This is a genomic window from Raineya orbicola, from assembly GCF_002843425.1.
GTDB lineage: Bacteria > Bacteroidota > Bacteroidia > Cytophagales > Thermonemataceae > Raineya > Raineya orbicola.
Genome location: NZ_NKXO01000022.1, coordinates 1 through 17,615, shown reverse-complemented (window position 1 = coordinate 17,615; position 17,615 = coordinate 1). Strand labels below are relative to the sequence as shown.

Annotated in this window: 16 protein-coding genes and 1 tRNA gene; 8 read left to right on the top strand and 9 right to left on the bottom strand. The window is 37.0% G+C overall.

What is annotated here, in order from left to right:
• Positions 1-2 precede the first annotated feature (2 nt).
• From Rain11_RS07815 to Rain11_RS07805, 3 genes are all read right to left on the bottom strand, one after another.
• Entirely contained in the window at positions 3-1,031 is a 1,029-nt protein-coding gene (locus tag Rain11_RS07815; protein ID WP_101358797.1) for a M28 family peptidase, read from the bottom strand.
• A gap of 76 nt (positions 1,032-1,107) precedes the next feature.
• Complete coding sequence (locus Rain11_RS07810; RefSeq protein ID WP_165778100.1) at positions 1,108-1,767, bottom strand: LolA family protein; 660 nt, start codon at positions 1,765-1,767, stop codon at positions 1,108-1,110.
• A gap of 87 nt (positions 1,768-1,854) precedes the next feature.
• Positions 1,855-2,670 (bottom strand): 2OG-Fe(II) oxygenase, encoded by an 816-nt coding sequence (locus Rain11_RS07805; protein ID WP_165778099.1) that lies wholly within the window; start codon positions 2,668-2,670, stop codon positions 1,855-1,857.
• 116 nt (positions 2,671-2,786) lie between these two features.
• Between Rain11_RS07805 and Rain11_RS07800 the strand changes: the two genes are divergently transcribed.
• Genes Rain11_RS07800 through Rain11_RS07790 form a run of 3 tightly spaced genes read left to right on the top strand, consistent with a single transcriptional unit; the run spans position 2,787 to position 5,688 of the window.
• Entirely contained in the window at positions 2,787-3,176 is a 390-nt protein-coding gene (locus Rain11_RS07800) for an START-like domain-containing protein (protein ID WP_101358794.1), read from the top strand.
• 41 nt (positions 3,177-3,217) lie between these two features.
• Entirely contained in the window at positions 3,218-4,696 is a 1,479-nt protein-coding gene (locus Rain11_RS07795; RefSeq protein WP_101358793.1) for an LptF/LptG family permease, read from the top strand.
• Entirely contained in the window at positions 4,693-5,688 is a 996-nt protein-coding gene (locus Rain11_RS07790) for a quinone oxidoreductase family protein (protein ID WP_101358792.1), read from the top strand. The genes Rain11_RS07795 and Rain11_RS07790 overlap by 4 nt, the downstream gene beginning before the upstream one ends.
• A gap of 11 nt (positions 5,689-5,699) precedes the next feature.
• On the opposite strand, the gene Rain11_RS07785 is transcribed toward Rain11_RS07790, so the two are convergent.
• Complete coding sequence (locus Rain11_RS07785; RefSeq protein ID WP_101358791.1) at positions 5,700-6,908, bottom strand: peroxiredoxin family protein; 1,209 nt, start codon at positions 6,906-6,908, stop codon at positions 5,700-5,702.
• Between the two features lie 149 nt (positions 6,909-7,057).
• On the opposite strand from Rain11_RS07785, the gene trpS reads away from it, so the two are divergent.
• Genes trpS through Rain11_RS07770 form a run of 3 tightly spaced genes read left to right on the top strand, consistent with a single transcriptional unit; the run spans position 7,058 to position 9,696 of the window.
• The gene (trpS, locus tag Rain11_RS07780) at positions 7,058-8,032 is read left to right on the top strand and encodes a tryptophan--tRNA ligase (RefSeq protein WP_101358790.1); all 975 of its coding nucleotides are present in this window, start codon (positions 7,058-7,060) and stop codon (positions 8,030-8,032) included.
• A gap of 12 nt (positions 8,033-8,044) precedes the next feature.
• Positions 8,045-8,635, top strand: coding sequence for a phosphoribosylglycinamide formyltransferase (gene purN / locus Rain11_RS07775; RefSeq protein ID WP_101358789.1), 591 nt, complete (start codon positions 8,045-8,047; stop codon positions 8,633-8,635).
• Positions 8,632-9,696 (top strand): VWA domain-containing protein, encoded by a 1,065-nt coding sequence (locus Rain11_RS07770; protein ID WP_101358788.1) that lies wholly within the window; start codon positions 8,632-8,634, stop codon positions 9,694-9,696. The genes purN and Rain11_RS07770 overlap by 4 nt, the downstream gene beginning before the upstream one ends.
• Here Rain11_RS07770 and Rain11_RS07765 read toward each other — a convergent pair.
• The 3 genes from Rain11_RS07765 to Rain11_RS07755 form a co-directional block, all read right to left on the bottom strand.
• Positions 9,693-10,439: a beta-ketoacyl-ACP reductase gene (locus Rain11_RS07765; RefSeq protein WP_101358787.1), complete on the bottom strand. Its 747-nt coding sequence runs from the start codon at positions 10,437-10,439 to the stop codon at positions 9,693-9,695. The two genes, Rain11_RS07770 and Rain11_RS07765, sit on opposite strands and share 4 nt — an antisense overlap.
• Positions 10,440-10,677: 238 nt before the next feature.
• A complete protein-coding gene (gene plsY / locus Rain11_RS07760) occupies positions 10,678-11,325 on the bottom strand; it encodes a glycerol-3-phosphate 1-O-acyltransferase PlsY (RefSeq protein WP_101358786.1) in 648 nt (215 codons plus the stop codon).
• A 75-nt stretch (positions 11,326-11,400) separates the two neighbouring features.
• Entirely contained in the window at positions 11,401-12,132 is a 732-nt protein-coding gene (locus Rain11_RS07755; protein ID WP_101358785.1) for a tetratricopeptide repeat protein, read from the bottom strand.
• A gap of 73 nt (positions 12,133-12,205) precedes the next feature.
• On the opposite strand from Rain11_RS07755, the gene Rain11_RS07750 reads away from it, so the two are divergent.
• Positions 12,206-12,278 (top strand) — tRNA-Lys (locus Rain11_RS07750).
• Positions 12,279-12,354: 76 nt separating this feature from the next.
• A complete protein-coding gene (locus Rain11_RS07745; RefSeq protein WP_243390564.1) occupies positions 12,355-13,542 on the top strand; it encodes a peroxiredoxin family protein in 1,188 nt (395 codons plus the stop codon).
• A gap of 64 nt (positions 13,543-13,606) precedes the next feature.
• Here Rain11_RS07745 and Rain11_RS07740 read toward each other — a convergent pair whose 3' ends face one another.
• Both Rain11_RS07740 and Rain11_RS07730 read right to left on the bottom strand, forming a co-directional pair.
• Positions 13,607-14,944 carry an alkaline phosphatase D family protein gene (locus Rain11_RS07740; protein WP_101358844.1) on the bottom strand — a complete coding sequence of 446 codons (1,338 nt, stop codon included), beginning with the start codon at positions 14,942-14,944 and terminating at the stop codon, positions 13,607-13,609.
• A 1,188-nt stretch (positions 14,945-16,132) separates the two neighbouring features.
• Entirely contained in the window at positions 16,133-17,212 is a 1,080-nt protein-coding gene (locus Rain11_RS07730; RefSeq protein WP_133121538.1) for a hypothetical protein, read from the bottom strand.
• Positions 17,213-17,615 lie beyond the last annotated feature (403 nt).

Here is a 17,615-nt window from a genome sequence, read left to right as displayed (position 1 = left end):
TTTTACTGCAAAGTTTGATTGTACAACACTTGTAAAAGTGTTTGTCCTACGGATTTCAGCGTGTTTTTATCAATGATTTGAATGTTATCTGCTTGCGTATGATGATGAGCAGGGAAAGCGTTTTCGTAATTAATAATATCAATCATAGGAATTTTGGCATCGCGATTTACGTAGAAGTGGTCGTCCATAATACCGCCTTGCATAGGAGTTTTTTGGTTGATAAAAAAGTTCCCATATCCCAAGCGTTGAGCCGTTTGCCATACTTCCTGCACAATACTTTCAGCATATTGCAGAGAAAAAGGTTCTTGATAAAATTTCGCTCCTTTTGCCCCAACCATATCCAGTAAAATGCCAAAATAAGCCGAATAATTAGGATTATGTTTGTTTTTTGACCAATGTTGCGAACCCAAGCACCAAGTAGAGTTGCTATGGTCTTCTTCCTTGTAGCCTTCGGGAGTGCCATCATCTTCTAAATCAAAAAAAAGGACATCTATTCCAATTTGGGGCTTTTCGGGGGAGTTTTGGATTGTTCGCAGAATTTCCAAAATTACTGCAACGCCACTGGCACCATCATCAGCGGCATCAATAGGTTTTTTGTGAAGAGTAGTATCTTTTTCCTTATCCGAAAAGCGTCTGCTATCCCAATGAGCCGCCAGCAGTATGCGTTTGGTAGCTTGCGGGTTGATACTGCCAATGATGTTTTTGCCATTCCAAGTTTTTTTATCAAAAGAAGTTGCCTGAAATTCTTGAACTTGGGTAGTGGCTCCCAATTTCTGTAAAGTTTTTACCAAATAATCTGCACATTGGCGGTGAGCCTCTGAATTAGGTACTCGCGGACCAAAAGCTAATTGTTTTTCAATATACACAAAAGCACTATCAGCATTGAATTCGGGGGCTTTTACTGATGGTTTGGTATTTTGCGGAGGGTTGTTTGAGTTGTTTTCGTTAGCATTTTCAGTATTGCTGTTGGTATTAGTACAAGACCACAGACTAATCAGCAACAAAAAAGCAGAAAAAGTTTTTTTTAGCATATAGATAAGGTTTCAAAAGAAAACAAAAACCTTACAGGCTTGCAGTAGCCTATAAGGTTTGTAAGAAAATGTATTTTTAATCTCTCAAATCTACTTCATTGACATTGGGGTACTTGCGTTTGTCAAAGTTGAAATAGTTATCATCAACTTGCACATCATACGCAATGGTATTGATGATGTATTTTGAACGATTTTGGTTTTTCTCAAAAATTTCCCAACTCTTGATACTTCGGGTTTTTTTATTCACCACCAAACGAATTTTGAATACTTTTTTGCTTCTATCAGTGGGTTGAAGGTCTATCTCTTCATAGACTTTACCATTTTCGGTAAATTCGCGAATGAAAACGTATTTGTAATCTTTTTTGTAAAGTTTGATAACTTTTTCAGGAGTTACGAAAGAATCATCGTCGGGGGTATAATCGGAAATGCTTACTTCGTTGGCATCTTTGAGGTAAGTCCAAACGGTTTTGCCGTTGTTATAGATTTCTTGGTTAGCAAGTTTTAGTTTGAATTTGTTTTTTTTCATTACAAATGTACCTTTGGCTTCGTCTTTGGTTTTATTGACCTCATTACGAAATTCATAGGTAAAATCTGCTTGCAAGGCTTTGGCAGATGAAAATTTGTTTTCTACCTCTGCTAATATCTGACGAGCCCTATCTTCGGGAGGTGTTACTTTGGGCTGAGCGATTGCCTCACAAATTCCTAAAAAAGCAATTATTGCGAAGGTTTTTTTCATTGTTTTGTTCATTAAAAAATCTTAACAAATTTACTACTCTAACAGACACATTTCAAGTAAAAAAGTTTAATGAAACTTACGTTTATTTTATTTCCAGACGATGCCCACTTTACGTAATTGTGCCTTAACGAAATTTTTAATTTTTTCTTTGGTGTTAGTGGCAATTTTTTTAGAAAGAGCATCATCGGGGCGGGGCTTGAATACCGTATCGTGATATTTTACGGCGTCAGCACGTTCTTTGGTATAAAAATAGGTATAAATGGATTTTCTTGTCATTCCATTAGGTACATTGATTTTATTGTACCCGTGATAAGAAATTTCGTTGGTTTCAAAAATAACAGCCCTATTGAATAGAGGAGCTACTTTTTTCTCGCAGGCGGTCATATCAGCGTTCCACATTTCCAAATCACCTCCGTATTCAGGCTTCCAGTCTTTATTCATATAAATAAGCATATTGAGCCTACGATGCACATTCTTGGAAGGGTGAATGTTGAAATCAATATGAATATCCAAAAAACTACCATTTTTGCCTTCGTGTAAGCCACAGCCCAAATGGTCGTTGGTGATGAAAACCTCTGCAATGCCTGTAACTTTGGAAACCCACTCGGCAACTTCTTGGCTCATCAATGCCTTGCGAATTTCATTGAAAGCGGGGTGGAAATCATCAAAATTTGCCCCCTCCGATTTGTTTTCGTTGATGCCGTCGTAATGTTTGGCAAGTTTTTCGGTAAGCGGAAAATTATCGTGAAGAATATTGGCAAATTCCTCTTTAAGGAAATTATCCATTACCAAATGCTTGTAGGGCTTGGCATTTTGAAAAGATTTTTGCAATTCAGCAATTTTTTCCGCTGAAAAGTATTCGTTATTGAAATAATCTAAAACCGAAACCAGAGTAGTTTGCATAGAAAATAAAATTTTTACAAAGATAAATGTTTTTCGCATAAAAAACATAGAAAAAAATTGTGAAAAATTAGAAATGCTTTATATTTGCTTTTCAGCTATTAGTACAGATTTTGCTTATGAAGAAACATAAATTTGTAAAAGAATACGAATTAAAGGCATCTGTGAAAATGCTTTATCCATATTTTTCTACGGCAGTTGGTTTGCAAGAATGGTTCGCCGACCGCGTACAAAGTATTGATACACAAACTTATCTCTTTCACTGGGATAACGAAGACCACCTCGGTACAATCATTTCACAAAGAATGGGCAAATCTATTAAGTTTGAATTTGATAGACACCTCAATCCTGAAAATCCTTCTTACCTTGAATTTCGTTTAGACCATAACGACCTCACTAATTCTACCTTTATTCGTATTACCGATTATTCTGACGAAACTGACGAAGAAGAGCTAAATGAACTATGGGACGGACTTATTCATAAACTCAAAGAAATTGTAGGTGGATAGTTTCAGGCTTTTCCTCTAAATTTGTGCAAAAATCTCTTTCAATGTTTTTTCGTATTAAGAAAATAGATTGGCTCATCTTAAAGGCGTTTGTACCTTCTTTTTTGCTTACCTATTTTGTGGTAGTATTCTTACTACTTATACAAATGATTATGAGCTATCTTGATGAATTTGTAGGTAAAGACATAGGGGTATGGACTTTTTCTAAAATGCTTTACTATTTTTCTTTGAACCTTACGCCAATGGCTTTACCCCTCGCCGTTTTGCTTTCAACATTGATGGCTTACGGCAATTTGGGCGAACATTTTGAACTAACTGCCATCAAAAGTGCAGGGGTTTCGCTAACACGTACCTTACGACCTATTGGCGTATTTGCTTTGCTTATTTCAGTGGTTTCTTTTTGGTTTAGTAATAAGGTAGTGCCTTACGCCAACGTAAAGGCTTATAGCACGCTTTACAATGTGAAACAAACCAAAGCCACTCTGGATTTGAAAGAAGGGATTTTTTACGATGGAATACCCAATTATAGCATTAAAGTCAGCAAAAAATATCCCGATGGCAAAAGTCTGAAAAATGTGATGATTTATTCTCATCAAGATTTTAGGGGCAATAAAGATGTAGTAATCGCCGATTCAGGCAGAATGTACACCATTCTAAACGGAGCTTATCTGATAATGGAGCTTTTCAATGGCAATGCTTACAGCGAACACAACGACGGCACAGGGCAAAGTAGTGCTAAATTTATCCGAAATCAGTACAAAAAAACTAAACTGGTTTTGAGTTTAGCATCTTTTCGTAAAAGTAATATTTCTGATTCCCTGTTTCGTTATCATCGGCTTATGAAAAATGTCGTAGAACTCCGTAAAGAGATTGATTCCTTTCGGCGAGAGCTGGTCAGAACCAAAGAAAAAAACAAAACCGAAGCCGCTACTTATTACGTTCATCATCAGAAACCTCTGCCACAAGATAGCTTTTCCCGAGCCACTTTCAACTACAAGCTACAATTTTCTCCCCAACAAATAGACTCTTTTTGGCAAAAACGTTTTGATAGCACTACTACCACACTTATCTTGCAAAGAGCATTAAACCAAGCTCGTTCTGTGAAAGGCTTTTTAGAGTTCCGCAAAAGCAACTTAAATAGCAAAATTAACGACATTCGCGAACATTACACCGAATTGCATAAAAAATTCACTTTTGCCCTTGCTTGTTTTATGATGTTTTTGATTGGGGCTCCTTTGGGTTCAATCATCAAAAAAGGTGGCTTGGGTATTCCTATTTTAGTTTCGGTATTCTTTTTCATTTTGTACTATGTTATCAATATGCTTTTTGAAAAATGGGTGAAAGAAGGAATAATAGAGCATTGGGGTATGTGGATACCGAATATCATTTTTTTGATTTTTGGCTTATTCTTTTTTAATCAGGCACGGAAAGACTCACGTTTGTTTGAGTTTGAAATGTATCGGATTTGGTTTGAAAGATTTACCGAAAAATTTAGGAAAAATAAAATCAATACAACACAATGAAAGCATTAGTTCTCACCGAAAACGAAGTAGAAATACAAGAAGTAGCCGTACCCGAACCCCAAGCAGGAGAGGTTTTGGTAAAAGTTTTGTATGCGGCTCTCAATCGTCGCGACCAGTGGATACGTGTGGGTTTGTATCCCGGTATCAAGCAGGGAGCAATTTTAGGCTCTGATGCTTGTGGTATGGTAGAAAAAGTTGGTGCAGGAGTGGATAATACTTGGATAGGCAAAAAAGTGATTATCAACCCAAATGTTGGTTGGGGTGATGACCCTCGCCATCCTCAACTTTCTTACACCATTTTAGGAATGCCTACGCACGGCACTTTTGCCGAATATGTGTGCGTGCCTGCTCACAGGTTACACGAAAAACCTGCCCACCTTTCGGATAGCGAGGCGGCGGCTTTACCACTTGCGGCTCTTACGGCTTATAGAGCCTGTTTTTACAAGGGTGAAATTTCAGCAGGCAAAAATGTACTCGTAACAGGAGCAGGAGGCGGAGTTGCTCAATTTGCGGTGCAATTTGCCAGTGCCGCAGGAGCAAATGTTTGGGTAACTTCCAGCAGTGAAGCTCAAATTCGGTTGCTTCAAGAAAAAGCAGGCAGTAAGGGGGGCGTGCTTTACACCCAAACCGATTGGCACAAAGAATTACTCAAACTTACCGAAAAAGAAGGTTTTGATGTAATCATTGATAGTGCAGGCGGAAATGATTTTAATCTGCTCATTAAACTTTGTAAGATGTCGGGGACAATTGTTACCTATGGAGCAACGCTTGGCACAGCCAAAATGGATATACCGAGCCTTTTTTTCCGTCAGGCTACTATCAAGGGTTCTACAATGGGTAATGATCAAGAATTTGCTGATATGGTGCAATTTATCGGCAAACATCAAATCTATCCTATCATTGACTCTGTGCGTTCTTTTGGGTCTATCATTGAAGCTCTCAACGATATGGCAATGGGAAAAATCAAAGGAAAAATTGTGATAGAAATCTAATTAGAAAATTTTTATTCTTTCAACAAAGTATTCATTAACTCATTGAATTCTTGTCGCCAGGTTTTGTAGTATTCGCCTGTGCCGGGTCCTGCAAAACCTGTGTGAATTTTACGAACTTTGCCTTTTTTATCAATAAAAATAGTCGTAGGGTACGAAAAAATACCATTCAGCATAGGGAGCGTTTTTTCGGCTACACCTTTTTCATTTGTGCCTGCAATTAGAAAATCATATTCTACATTAAAACGCTTTACGACTTTTTCCACCATTTTTTTGGCATACTCAAAATCAGGTTTTCTCTCGTAAGCCAAGCCAATAATCGCTACGGGTTTTTTCTTATTTTTTCTGTACCATTCGGCAAGGAAAGCGGTTTCGTCCATACAATTCGGACACCAAGAACCAAAAATTTGTAAAATCACCACTTTATTTTTGTATTTCTCATCTGCTAACGAAACTTTTTTACCCGAAAGGTCGGGGAAAGAAAATTCTATTTTATCGTAACCTTCTTTGAGATAGGTAATTTTAGAAGCATCGGGCAAGGTGGCATTTTCATTTCGGCGGGCTATCCAAGATGCTTGTTTATTCATTGCCGACCAAAATTCACCTTTCAGTTCGTTGTTTTCAAAACTTGCTTTGAAAAGAAAAGCAAAAGCACCATCAAAAGTAGAAAGGTACAAAGCATTTTCTTTTACATTTCCTTCAAGAAAGCGGTAGTCGCCTGTGGTAGTGAGAAAAGTACCTGTTATTTTACCCGTTTTGGTATCGTGCTTGAAAAGAGCTATGGCAGGGTAGGTTCTGCCTTCGGTATTGGTGAAAGTAACTTGCCATTTACCTGAAAAATCTACCTGCGAGGCTTTATTTTCTGTAAAAAAGCGGTATTTTTCACCAAAATAGGCTTTGAGCGATTGGGAAGTCTGGTTGTAATGACGTTTGTAAGCTCCGCTCATTTGGTTGCCTTCCAAACGCAGAGCTAAACAAGCATCAAAAGTATTCATTGGTACAAAAATAGAGTCTTTCCCTTCGGAAACAACCACTTCCTCAAAATCAATCACTTCTTCGGCGTTGCGTATGCGAAGGAGAAACTTTTGATTTTTCTGTAAAATTTCAGCATTAAAAGGAATACCTCCTCCTGCATTTTCTAATACAAAACGCCAAGAGCCAGTAGGCAAATTTTGGGCAAAAAGTGTCAAAGGTAAAAATAAAAGCAAAGTGTAGAGCTTCATATTCACGCAATTTTGTGGGCAAGTTATGAAAATTTATAGCATAACGCCGAAAAAAGCATTTTGTTTTTTCTGAAAGCCTTTCTAACTTGCAAAACTTTATTTTACGTTGAATTTTTTGCGAAAATCAATCATTTTAACTTTTTGAGGCTATGGCAAGAATTCTTACAGGTATTCAAAGTTCAGGCAGACCGCATTTGGGTAATCTCTTGGGGGCAATTTTGCCTGCTATTGAAATGTCCAAAAATCCTGCAAACGAGTCTTTTTTCTTTATTGCAGATTTTCATTCGCTTACTACCATCAAAAATGCCCAAGAGCGTATTCAGAATACGCAAGCTATTGCGGCGGCTTGGCTGGCTTTTGGCTTTGATACCGAAAAAAACTATTTCTACCGACAATCGCGTATTCCCGAAGTTTGCGAACTGACTTGGTATCTGAATTGCTTCACCCCTTACCCTATGCTTGCCAATGCACACTCCTTCAAGGATAAATCCGAAAACCTTGCAGATGTCAATGCAGGTCTTTTTGATTATCCCGTACTAATGGCGGCGGATATTTTACTCTATGATGCCGAGTTTGTACCCGTTGGCAAAGACCAACAACAACATTTGGAAATTACTCGCGATATTGCTCAAAAGGTTAATTTTCATTATCAAGAAGAGATTTTTGTTATTCCCGAAGCTCAAATCAACGAATCTGTAATGACTATACCAGGTACAGACGGCAGAAAGATGAGCAAATCGTATAACAATTATATTGATATTTTCTTGCCAAGCAAAGAACTTAAAAAGCAAATTGCTAAAATTGTAACAGACGCCACCCCTTTGGAAGAGCCTAAAAACCCCGACACCTGCAATGTTTTCAAAATTTATAGTCTGTTAGCTTCTCCTGCCGAAATGGAACAGATGCGTCAGAACTACTTAAAAGGGGGCTACGGCTACGGACACGCCAAACAAGCTCTCCAAGAACTTATTGAAAGTAAATTTCAAAACGAAAGAGAACGTTTTAACGAATTTATCCAAAACCCTGAACTATTAGAAAAAACCTTGCAAAAGGGTGAAGCCAAAGCTCGTGAAGTGGCTCATCAGACGTTGCAAAGAGTAAGAAAAGTAATGGGTTTTGCCTAAAATTAAGCAAAAATGAAAGCAACCAAACAACGCATAGCGATTTTTGCATCAGGAAACGGCACAAATGCCGAAAATGTCATTCTTTATTTTCAAAATCACGCTACTATTGAAGTAGCCTGTGTCCTTTCTAATAAAGCTGATGCTTTCGTTTTGGAAAGAGCTAAAAAATACCGCATTCCTACTTACATTTTTCAAAAAACTGATTTTTACGAAACTAATAAGGTTTTGGAAATCCTGCAAAAAGAACAAATTTCGTGGATAATACTTGCGGGTTTTTTGTGGCTTGTGCCTGAAAATATCTTGCAGGCTTTTCCGAATAAAATCATCAATATTCACCCTGCATTGCTTCCTAAATACGGCGGCAAAGGAATGTATGGCAACCGAGTACATCAGGCAGTTTGGGAAAACAAAGAAACTGAAACAGGTATAACTATTCATTTTGCTAATGCTCATTACGATGAAGGACAAATTATTTTTCAGGCAAGAATAGCCCTTCTACCCGAAGACACCCCTGAAAGCATAGCTCAAAAAGTACATTATTTAGAGTACGAGCATTTTCCAAAGGTGATAGAACAAACCATTTTGGCAAGCCAAAACGTATGAATTTTCTTTTTCTCATAGAAACTGAAGGCTGGTATCGTTGGGAGCATTTTCTGCCCCAAACTTTTCGCGAGTATGTGTGGGAAAATCCGTTTTGGCTATATGCTATGCCTTTTGCTTTACTGCTTTTTTTGCTTCGTTGGTTTTTGGCACTGCCTACTCGGCAAAAATTGGTAGTAACTTTACCCGCTGATACCAAAAAGTTACAAAAAGGTACTTTTTTACGTTTTGTTCCTGATGTTATTTTGCTTATGGTGCTTTGGCTGGTGATGCTTGCTTTGGCTCGCCCACAGAAAGTAAATGAAAAAGTCCAACGCTACTCAGAAGGCATTGATATAATGATTGCTCTTGACGTTTCGGAATCAATGCTTTATGAAGACTACAACCCCAATCGTTTGCAAGCGGCTTTACAAGTAGCCAAAAATTTCATCAAAAGTCGCTTGTATGAAGACAGAATCGGCATAGTGGTTTTTTCAGGAGAGGCTTTTACACTTATCCCACTTACTACTGATTACGAGCTTTTGGAAAATATTTTATCGCAGGAAATTCAAGGGAAAATGACTAACGCCGAAGGTACAGCACTCGGCGATGCTTTGGCAGTTTGCACCAACCGTCTTTTGCAAAGCAAAAGCAAATCCAAAGTAGTCATACTCATTAGTGATGGAGATAGCAACACAGGCAAAATTGCACCTCTTGAAGCCGCTCAAATTGCCCAAAAAGAACAAATTAAAGTGTATCCTATCATTACTGCCAGCTATGCAGAGCAAGTTCCCTTTGGAAAAGATGCACTCGGAAAGCCACAAATGTACGAAAACGCTATTGATGAACAAATAATGCGACAAATAGCTCAAATCACCCAAGGGGAGTTTTATAGGGCAGAGAGCGTTCAGAGTTTGGAAAAAACCCTTAATGAAATTTCGGCTAGAGAAAAATCGGAGGTTTTAGAAATTCACTACTCGCAAGCCAAAGATTTTTACCGCATTTATCTAATTTGGGCGGTAATTTTTTGGCTTCTTTGGCTTGCTTTGAAACTTACTTTTATGAATAATGCTTTGAAAGATTAACCCAAAGTACCTCCACCATCTACAATGAGCGTTTGCCCTGTAACGAAATTAGCTTCATCAGAAACCAGAAAGGCACAAGCATTAGCAATATCTTCGGGTTTGCCTACTCTACCCACAGGTATTTTTTTGATAAATTCCTGACGATACTCTTCTTTTACGGAGGCAAACATATCGGTATCAATTACGCCAGGGGCAACTGCATTTACATTGATTTGATATTTACCCAATTCTCTTGCCCAAGTTTTCGTAAGACCGATAATCGCCGCCTTGGCCGCTACATAATTGCTTTGACCAAAATTTCCTGTAAAACCTACAATAGATGAAATACTTACAATTTTGCCGTATTTCTGTTCAATCATTATGGGGCTTACGATGCGTGTGCAATTGAAAACGCCTGTTAGATTTACATCAATCACGGCTTGCCACTCTTCGGCAGTCATCTTGCGAAGACTGTTATCGCGTATGATACCCGCATTGTTGATGAGAATATCAATTCTGCCAAATTCTTTCAAAGTCGCTTCGCAAGCCTTTTGAACACTTTGCAAATCACTTACATTCACACCTGTAAAGGCTTTAACCACTTTTTCAGGAGTTCCGTTGAGTTCTTGGGCAGTTTTTTCTGCAAGCGGATTGATGTCCCAAATTACACCTTTTGCTCCTTCTTGCAAAAATTTGGCGAGTATTGCTTTGCCAATACCTTTTGCTCCTCCTGTAACTACTGCAACTTTATCTTTCAAACGCATACAAACAGATTTTTTGTTTCACAAAAAAAGGTACTTTTAACCAAAAGTACCCCCCATTATTGAATGGCAAATTTAACTCAAAAATACAATACAAAGCAAATGTTTTATTCAGATTTTGATTTTCAATAAGTTAATTTTTATTTGATAGTTTTTGAGAAAACTAATGTTTCCTATCAACTGATAAAAATTACAATTAGACTTGAAAATTTACAATCTTTGGAAAATGATGAAGCCTCATCTACACTTTTCGTCTTCTAAATAGATAAATTTTACTTTCGCTACCTGCTAAAAGACGTTTGATATTTTTACGATGAGTGATAATTAACAAAAATGCTAATATACTACTAAAAATTACCAAAGTGGGGTTATTTTGCCTGAAAACAGGTATAGTTATCAAAAAAGTAGGAAAAGAAAAACCTGCGATAATAGAGCCTAATGAAACATAATGCGTTGCTATCAGCACTAAAAGAAATACCAAAATAGAAAGTAGAGCCACTTGCGGGTGTAGAGCTATCACCATTCCAAGAATAGTTGCTACTCCTTTTCCGCCTTTGAAATTTACATAAATTGGGAAAATATGCCCAATAACGGCTAAAATACCAAAAGCAATTTGATAGTAAATTAAATCGTAGGCGATGATATGGTCTAAATCTAAAAGCAAAGTAGCAAGATGGGTTGCTACAAAGCCTTTCAAAATATCAACAGCAAGTACAAAAATACCTGCTTTTTTACCTAAAACTCTAAAAGTATTGGTAGCTCCTGCATTTTTGCTTCCATATTCACGCACATCAATATCATAAAAACGCCTTCCTACCCACACTGCCGTAGGAATAGAGCCTACCAAATAAGCCATAATGCCTGCGATAATAATTGCGAGTGTATCCATTTCCTATTTTGTTGTTTAATATTAAATATATTTGAACAAAAAGTGAATGGCAAGTTAAATCAAATTTTGAAAAAATCAAAACAATGGGTGAAAATATACTTGTGTTTTTCTTACAAAGGCTTTTTCTTTCCCCCAAATTACTTCTAACCAAATATCTTTTTCACCAATTACATTGAGTTTTTGCCCTTTGGATAGCACTACTACTTTTTCGGAAGCGGCTGAAGGACTTTTCATCAAGTAAGTATGATTGTAAGCCACAATTGCTTCATTGACGTTGGGAATAAAATTGATAAAAAAAATGCTAAAAGCCAAACCTAAAAGCAAAATGATACCATTTCGTTGTAAAGCTCCCCAATTTGTATGTTTTTTACGTAAAAAGCTAATTGCCCACAATAGAAAAAGCAAGCAAAGACCTAAAATAATCCACTTATGATAGGCATAATAAAGCAGTAAAATCCACTTGCTATCGCCCACTTCGTAGCCTTCTAATTCGTATGCCGTAGCAATGTTATAGATTTTTTGGGCAGTAGAAAGTTTGGGTTCGTATTGCAAAAGCAAGTTGAGATAATGCAAATAAGCTACATAGTTCTTTTGTTGGGAAGCAATGAAAGCCTGTTTTAGAATGTTTTGCTCCGAAAATATACCATCTCCTAAAATTTGACCATATATTGCTTCAGCTTCGCTATATTTGCCTACGGCAAAAAGTGAATCAGCAAGCAAATTTTTTCTATTAAAATCCTGACAATAAATATTTTCAGAAACTATGGTGCCAAAACAGATTAAAAAAAAGAAAATTTTTTTCAACATTTATTTGGAGTATTTGTTAAAGTTGTATTATCTTTGCACTGCAATTTAAGAAACACCCTCTTAAAAAGCAAAAGATTCCGTAGCTCAGCAGGTAGAGCACATCCCTTTTAAGGATGGGGTCCTGGGTTCGAACCCCAGCGGGATCACTTCCAAAACAGTCCTCATCATTGGGGGCTGTTTTTTATTTTGAAAATTATGTAATTTTGTAGAAAAAATATAACAATGAAACATTGGTACATAAAAATTTTTTTAACGGCTCTTACTGTAGTCTTTCAGGCTTGTAAAAATGAAAAAATCATACTTTCAGGCGAAACAGAAAACCTCAAAGGTAAAGTGTATTTAGCTTATGCTGAAAAACACAAAGAAAACTTCTGGGATAGTGCTATCTTGCTGGATAGTACCGAAATTCAACAAAATAATACATTTAGTTTTCAAGTTCCCAAAGAGAAAAGAATTTATAGAATATTTTTCGCAGAGCGTAAAGATTTCCCTTTGTGGATTGTAGCAGGTGAAAAAAACCTTACAATCAAGAAAATCAACCCCGAAAAACCTACTGAAATGCTCTTGGAAGGGGTAGATGATAAGGAGAAAGAGCTTTTCAAAGCCTTTTGGAGTTTTTTTACAACTTACAAGCAAAACCTAAAAAGTGATAGCCTCTACACAAGTTTAGAAAAACTTTGGCAAACAGAAACCAATGAAAAAGCCAAAGACTCGCTAAAAGGGCTTTTGCAACAACGTGATTGGGTTATTTACAAAGATTTAAGCGAAAAAAATTATCCTTTGCTTAATGCTAATATGCCCTCACTCACTGCTATTGCCTTTGCAGAGCATTTAGATTTATTGAAAGATTATGTTTTCTTGAAAGATTTTGCCGATAAAGTTGCTCAACAAATGCCTGAAGAAAAGCACGGAGAGCGTTTTATTGAGTTTATCAGTCGTGTTCATTCGCCTGAATTGGATAAGTTGCGTCCTGCAAAAATAGGATTGAATGTTGGCGATATTGCCCCCGATTTTACGCTACCCACTCCCGAAGGCAAACCTGTTTCTTTGGCATCTTTCCGAGGCAAGGTGTTACTGATTGATTTTTGGGCGGCTTGGTGTCGTCCTTGCCGGATGGAAAACCCTAATGTTGTGGCGGCTTACAAAAAGTTTAAGCATAAAGGATTTGATATTTTAGGGGTTTCGCTTGATGATGACAAAGAAAAGTGGCTGAAAGCGATTGAAAAAGACCAACTTACTTGGACGCACGTTTCTGACCTTAAAATGTGGGACTCAGCAATTCTACCTATTTATGAAATCAATGCTATTCCGATGAATTTTCTTTTAGATAAAGATGGCAGAATTTTAGCTAAAAACCTCCGAGGTCCTGCGTTAGAAAAAGCACTAAACGAAGTTTTTGCAGCTAAGTGATTTTTTACAAAAAAAGCCCTTATCAACAAGAATAAGGGCTTTTTTGTGAGCTATTAGCTATAAATCAATTTCTTGGATACTGCAAGTCTTTTTCTTGGATTTCTTGTTTCCAAAGTTCCTTGCCGTCTTTGTTGAATATTTTGATACTCATTACACGTTCTTTGCGTTTGCCTGTTACTTCTATCAAAGCAAAATTGTGTTCTGTAACCAAAGTATTTGGAACACGCAATTCGTTTTGTTCTTTTTCGGGGTTGAAAGTTCCCGAAGTAAGCGGTGAAACGGTTAAATCATAAATAGGCGGATTGGTATTTGTTTTGGAAAGTTCTGTGAAATGGCGGTCGCCAGTCAGGAAAATAACTCCCGAAATTTTGTTTTTTACGATTGCATCAAGAATTTTCTGACGTTCTTCGGGGAAATTGATAAAGTTTTCTTTGGTTTTGGATAAGCTCAAAAACTGGCTACCCACTGCAATTATCTTGAAAGAAGCCTGACTGGAAGCCAAAGCATTGATAAGCCATTCTACTTGCTCCTCGCAGAGGATACATCTATTTCCTGCGAAATTGTTGTTGGCAGTACGGAAATAGCGGTCGTCTAGCAAGAAAAATTGCACATCTCCCCAAACAAAAGTCCCTGTAATGCCTTTGCCTTGTGGGTTGGCTACTCCGTAATTCGGATTGCCCCAGAATAGCTTAAAAGCCTCCAAAGTTAAGTCTTTGTGTGGATAGCTTTTGTCGGAGTCATTGGGTCCATAGTCGTGGTCGTCCCAAATTGCATAATGATGCACCGAACCTAAAAGAGCTTGCAATTCGGGTATTGAGCGTGTATGCGTATTACGATAAAAAATGCCAGTTTTCGTTCCCCAATCTACTTCACGCAAATAAATATTATCACCGAGCCAAAGCATAAAATCGGGTTTTTGCTCATACATACGTGTTAGGATTTCGTAATTACTTCCATAAGGTTTGCCTGGGCGGTCGTAGGGGGTATCGTTGATGTACAAACAACTGCCCGTCGTAAATTTGAAGTTGGGAGGGTCGGTGCGATATTGCCACAAAACCTGCGTCTGAAATTCCAACGGATAAGAACGCGTTATTTTTTGATTATTGATATAAAGTTCGTACTCATAACGTTTGCCCGGCTCTACTTGGTTGGCAATCAGCCGAGCTGTAAAAGCCTCATCAGCTTTGGTATTTACTTCCTCTGTAAATTTCTTTTGAGCGGCATTACCTTTTTCCCAATAGGCAAATTTGACTTTTGCACTGCTTTTGGTTTGCACCCATAGTAAAACTTCTTTCATTTCCGAATAGCCAACCATAGGTCCCGACTGCAAAAGATTAGCTTGGGCAAAAACCGCTTGCCCCACTAAGCAACATAATAAAGTCGTAAGATAGTATTTCCACATAAGATATGTTGTTTGTTTGGTTGCAAAAATAGCAAAACTCATCAACCCAAAGTTAATTTAGAATGATTTTTTGAATAAATTGCTTAGTTCTACGGATTATTGGGCTTGAAATATTGGCAGGGCAAAACCCTTAATTTGGCAAACATCTGACGCTTCATATTGAGTGGCTGAATAATGCCTTATGAGCCAGAAATAAGCGTTTGGTACGAAAAACTACTTGCTTTTCTAAAAAAGACAAGTATCACGAAGCAGCTATCAAAATTATATTTCAACAATGGAATTATGACTATCATACATTCTAAACCACAGACAATAAATGAACAAAAATTATTGAAAAATAGAATATTCAACGACCAACGAGATTGTACTTTACAAAGAATTCACCTCACGTAAATAGTCGTCCCTTAAAAAGTATATTTAAATTTATTTTTTACCGAAAGAAAACTTTGAAGCGAGTAAAACAGCCTTTGCAAAAATAGGCAAAAAGAAACCTTGTAGCGGTTCATCAGCCTCTTGAAGTTAAAAGCAGCAGCGGCCAGCATCACGTTGATGTTATCGCCTACGATACCTTTTAGAGATTTCTCTTTAATCGGTAGTTTGTTTTGAGATGCCAATTACAGGCTCTATGCCTGCTCTCTTTCGGTGAGCTTGGCTAAGTTTTCGTGTCTGATATCTGTCTTGTTTTTGGAAGCATTCGTTGGGATTAAGATTTGAGTAGCACCAATACTTTTTGCCTCCTGTAACCTTTATCTAATTTGGCTTGTTTGGGACTTTTCCCTACCAACCTTTGTACTTGTGCAAGGGCTGGAGCTGAGGTGTATCCATCATATTTATTCCGAAAACTCATAGCTCTCACTACCACACCGCTATCGGTTCGTACAACCGAAACTTTGTTGCTACATTCGTATTGCTGATGCTCTTTGCCTTTCGAAATACAGCAAAATTCCGATTTGTGAAGTGAATAAATCTTATTTGTACTCGTTCTGCTTTGGGCTAATACTTATTTGTACAATTGCAAATCCTTGCGATAGGGGTTATCTCTTGATAGCTTACGTTCTAAGTCTCTGACAAACCTGCCTGCTATCGTGCGTACTTATTTATCGGCTTTCTTTGCCTTTGACTGATTTTTTGGGTGATTGTGAAATCGCTTCTGCGTGAGATTAGCGAAGCATCAAAGGAAAAAAGCTACTAAAAACTACAAGAAACCCGTAATATTCCGTATCGGGGTAAAAGATTGCTTCGGAAAATATTTTCCGAATAATCGGTAGTGCTAATTTGCTCAAAATTAGAAACGTTCAAAATGTTTTTTACAACAAAATCTATATTCAAATTATTATTTTTTAAAACAAGATTGTATTGAGCATCAAGAAATAAGTAATTTTGATTGATTTTTTTGGCGTTTGGCACAAAACAGTCTGCAGTAATAAGAATATGACTTTGTTTATTTTTCTTGAAGATAATTGAAAATGAGTTATTTAGATTTTCATTGACGAAAGAACTTCCGCCGACGCTGCCCGATACCATTCTACCAAACGAGAACGCATTTTGAAAATTTATTTTTGATTTAAAAGCTGTTTTTACTTCAAATTTAGAAGAAAATGTTTGTATTTCGTTGCTTCTAAGTTCAGAATTATTGATGATGTTATTGAAAGTTTGAAATCCATAATTAGCATTGAATTTCAATAAAATTAGGGCTCTATAAAAAAACTTCTCGGTATTGAGGTAAGTATTCAAGGCATTGGTATTTTGTGGCAAAAAGAAAAAACTGATTTGTGTTCGGGTAGGCTCTATGCTCAAATCTGAGAAATAATTGCCTTGCGTAACAATGTAATTTGTACCAATTATGAATAAAAACTGTTTGTACGAATCATTGATTGCATAGTTTAAACTGGTGGAATGTATTTTGGAAAACTGCAAATCAGGGGTATTGCTGTTTGTTTGGCGAATGGATGTAAAGATAGGATTTCTGAAAAAGTATTCCTCTGAAAAAGGTTTTTGGCTATAATTGTATGAAAAACTCACCGAAGAAATCGTATTTAGCTTTCGGAATACATTTACAGAAGGTTCAAAAAAAAATGTACTTCTTGATTTTCTTTGCTCTTGCAAATCGCTATTTAATTTTTGCTCCAAAAAACTGATAGAATGAAGCAATATAAAACGCCATTTACGAATAAAAAACAGATAGCTTGCTTCATTAAAAAATCTGTTTGCCTGATACGTAAAATCGTTTATAAATTCTCCTAAACTATTTGAAGAATTATCCTCCAAAATTGCCTTGAAATTGGTAGAAATTGGGCTTGTATTTCTGTTTACTCCAATTGAAAATGTATAATTTTGTTTTTTAATTTTGCCCAAGAGCATAGCTTTTACCTCTAATGTGTTTTTTTCGGAGTAGGTATTTTGTGTTTCTTGTTTGTGTTGGTCAGGGTTGAATACAGCAGGATTGAACGAAAAAACCTGTGAGTTTTTATCTCTTGTTTGATTAAGAAGTATTTGTAAGGCTTTTTGCTCGGCGAGTTTTTGTGTGAAAGTAATAGCTTGTTTTTTAGTCCTCCGACAAAAGTTGAATAGTTTTTACAAGTTGTGGATATTGGGTATCATTTAAGAGGCAATATTGCAAAAACAGGAAACCATACCTAAAAAAAGAGAACTCTCTACGCCCGTTAGGACA